Below are 2,632 nucleotides of genomic sequence, written 5' to 3' on the forward strand. Positions count from 1 at the left end.
GCGATGATGGCCCACTCATAGCCCTGGTGCGCCTCCTTCACCTCCTGCCGCGCATCGCATCGATCGCACGTCCGGATTTCGACCTTCCTCCGGCTCATGCGCGGTACTCCATCTCGTCTTTGGCGCTGCGGATGAGGGCCTTGGCGCTGCGGAGCTTCATCGACACCCGCCGGCCGCAGTCGATGCGATCCTGGCCGGGGTCATAGTCGTACTGCATGCAGCTCGCGGCCTGCTTGGCCTCGATGACGTCCAGTTCTTCCAGTAGCTCCAGGATGTCGTCGCGGATCTGCGAGTGGTGGCCGTCCTTCCCGATCATCTCCAGCATGATGCGGGCTCGATCGGCGGCGCATTCCTCGCGTAGATCCCGGCTCGTGGGCGAGATGCTGCTCGGGGCTGCGGTCTCGGGGCGGGTGTAGGCGTTCATGACTGGCTCCCCGGCGTGAGGGCGGCGGGAGGTGCAGGAAGCGGGCGCCAGTGGGTTGGAGGTGCCGCCCGCGCGGTGGAGATGTCCTGACCTTCGTACCCCCAGTAGGGTCGCGGCTTACGGCTGTGCCCGTCATCGCTGAACCGACCGGTGACGACCATTCCGCCGAACAGGGTGGGTGCCCACAGTTGGATGCGGGGTGTGTTGAAGCGACCATCACCCTTCGGAGCCGTCTCGATCGGCTGCCAATCCTCCCCACCCGACGCAGGCTGGGCGGCGGTGAGGGCGGTGCGGAGAGCGATTGCCTTGTTATGGAGCCGAGCCTGAAGACCCCTTGCGTGACGCCCTCGCGCATCCGCCGCTTTCAACTCGGCTTCTACGGAGGCGAGTTGCTCTTCCAACCTTCCGCCCGACGCAGACTGGGCGGCGGCGAGGGCAGCTTGAAGCCGCTTCATGGCGCTGTTCAGCGGACCATCAGGATCGGTCTCGGTGTATTGCCATGCATGGACAACCGCGCGCGCAGCTTCCGCCACCCCCGTGCCGGCCATCTCCACAGGGGCAGGCTGGGCGGCGGTGAGGGCGGTGCGGATCACGGAGAGCGCTTGCTCCATCTGATCCGCCATGCCGAACTGCCCCATGTCGCGGCGGTTCTGAACGTGGGCGTCGAGCATCTCCCACGCCTCCACCACCCCCGCGCTGGCCGTCTCCACCGGGGCAGGCGGGGCGAGGGGGTTATTCCCTTTTTTCAGGAACCCGTCTTCTATCGCTCGTTCTCTCGCGTCCAACTCAGTCATGCTGCTACGAGGGGTGATGCGTTGAGGGGTGGCACGCTCCGGGGGAGGGCGTTCATTCCCCAGAATTGCACGGACGGCGAACAGCAACTTGGAGAACGTAATCCAGCTAAAGTGCGTGTAGCAGTCTGGGTGAGGGCGGCTGTCGTCGTATCCTGCTCGTTTCATCAGATCGCGCACTACGCTCTGCGGAATACCTGCCTCCCGCATCGCCTCCCCCGACGACGCGCCCGCCTGTGCCACCGCCGCGCTGGGCGTGGGGGTGCGAGACGGATGGCGTGGGCCAGCACCTACGCTATCGGACCCATAGCGTTCGGCTGACTTGCGGATCGCAGCTATTACGCGGTTGGCGTCGAGAGCATTGCCGTCACGGTCGGTGAGGATGAACGCGCCGTCCCGTGTGTCGATCCGCATCCCCAGGTACTTGAGCGGGCTGTCATTGTGCCAGAGCGTGGGATGCGCCTGAACCAGCGCAACGAAGCGGGCCGCATCGAGGTTCCAGCTATTGTAGTCTGGCCCTGACTGCGGCCAGGGCTCTACCAGCACCATCTCCTCGCGCGGGGCCTGATCCTGTACCCGGTCAGTCATGATTAAGCTCCGGATGATTAAAGGCCGAAGCGACGATGCGCTTGATCTCGCCCATGACGACGCGCTCAAGGTCCAGGCGATCGTCGTAGCTCAGATCGTCGCGCAGGAAGTCGCCCATGCTGAGGGCGCCCATCACCCCACTTGCCCAGACGCGAAGCTGTTCATCGTGGCAGACAATATCGGCGTTGCTTGGGCTGGACTGGCCAGCCGTTGGCGGGCTCGCTTCCTGTTGGCAATGACTGCATGGCAACTCCAGCACAGTGCCGTGGCCGCCATAGACTTCCTCAATGCCGCTACCGCCGCAGCGTTGGCACTGCTGGTTCGGTTGTTGGTCACCACTCATCACACCCCTCCCTGCGGCGCGGAGGCGCGGGCGAGGGCGGCGCGGCCCTCGACGAAAGACAGCGCGTGCTCACCGGTCAGCGCGGTGCCGCAGATCGGGCAGAAGTTGGCAAACAGACCGTTGCCATCCTTCTTGAGCGGCTGGATCACCAGGCGACGGTGCATTACGCCAGTCTTGCGGTTCACCGTCGTGGCAATGTGCGCGCCCGCTGACGAGAGGCTGCCGCTGCTGAGAACAGACTGCAGGCCGTCACAGGGCTTGAGATCGTCGCCGCCCTTCTCCGTCACGAAGACGTCGCAGTAGGCGCGCTTGTCCTCGTCCGCCTCCCGCATCTCGCCCGGCTGCGGGGTGGGGGTTAGGGGTTGGGTCATACGAACCTCCCGCCGTAAGCGCGCCGGTAATGCAGCCGCAGCCCCAGCACGCGTACCAGCCAGCCATCGCGCTCGCGCCGCACCAGAGGCAGCAGGCGCCACGACAGCCCGAACG

At 65.6% G+C, this 2,632-nt stretch carries 4 protein-coding genes; all 4 read right to left on the reverse strand.

Going from position 1 to position 2,632, the window contains the following annotated elements:
- Nucleotides 1-94: 94 nt before the first annotated feature.
- Genes ACO1BU_RS36780 through ACO1BU_RS36795 form a run of 4 tightly spaced genes read right to left on the reverse strand, consistent with a single transcriptional unit; the run spans nt 95 to nt 2,517 of the window.
- Entirely contained in the window at nt 95-424 is a 330-nt protein-coding gene (locus tag ACO1BU_RS36780) for a hypothetical protein (RefSeq protein WP_424140809.1), read from the reverse strand.
- Nucleotides 421-1,803: a hypothetical protein gene (locus ACO1BU_RS36785; protein ID WP_424140810.1), complete on the reverse strand. Its 1,383-nt coding sequence runs from the start codon at nt 1,801-1,803 to the stop codon at nt 421-423. The genes ACO1BU_RS36780 and ACO1BU_RS36785 overlap by 4 nt, the downstream gene beginning before the upstream one ends.
- Nucleotides 1,796-2,146, reverse strand: coding sequence for a hypothetical protein (locus tag ACO1BU_RS36790; RefSeq protein ID WP_424140811.1), 351 nt, complete (start codon nt 2,144-2,146; stop codon nt 1,796-1,798). The genes ACO1BU_RS36785 and ACO1BU_RS36790 overlap by 8 nt, the downstream gene beginning before the upstream one ends.
- Complete coding sequence (locus ACO1BU_RS36795) at nt 2,146-2,517, reverse strand: hypothetical protein (RefSeq protein WP_424140812.1); 372 nt, start codon at nt 2,515-2,517, stop codon at nt 2,146-2,148. The genes ACO1BU_RS36790 and ACO1BU_RS36795 overlap by 1 nt, the downstream gene beginning before the upstream one ends.
- Nucleotides 2,518-2,632: the final 115 nt, after the last annotated feature.

The sequence above is a fragment of the Roseomonas chloroacetimidivorans genome (assembly GCF_049629625.1).
GTDB lineage: Bacteria > Pseudomonadota > Alphaproteobacteria > Acetobacterales > Acetobacteraceae > Roseomonas > Roseomonas chloroacetimidivorans.

Coding starts and splice junctions, on each gene's coding strand:
- ACO1BU_RS36780 (WP_424140809.1), bottom strand. CDS start 424: ATGAACGCCTACACCCGCCCCGAGACCGCAGCCCCGAGCAGCATCTCG.
- ACO1BU_RS36785 (WP_424140810.1), bottom strand. CDS start 1,803: ATGACTGACCGGGTACAGGATCAGGCCCCGCGCGAGGAGATGGTGCTG.
- ACO1BU_RS36790 (WP_424140811.1), bottom strand. CDS start 2,146: ATGAGTGGTGACCAACAACCGAACCAGCAGTGCCAACGCTGCGGCGGT.
- ACO1BU_RS36795 (WP_424140812.1), bottom strand. CDS start 2,517: ATGACCCAACCCCTAACCCCCACCCCGCAGCCGGGCGAGATGCGGGAG.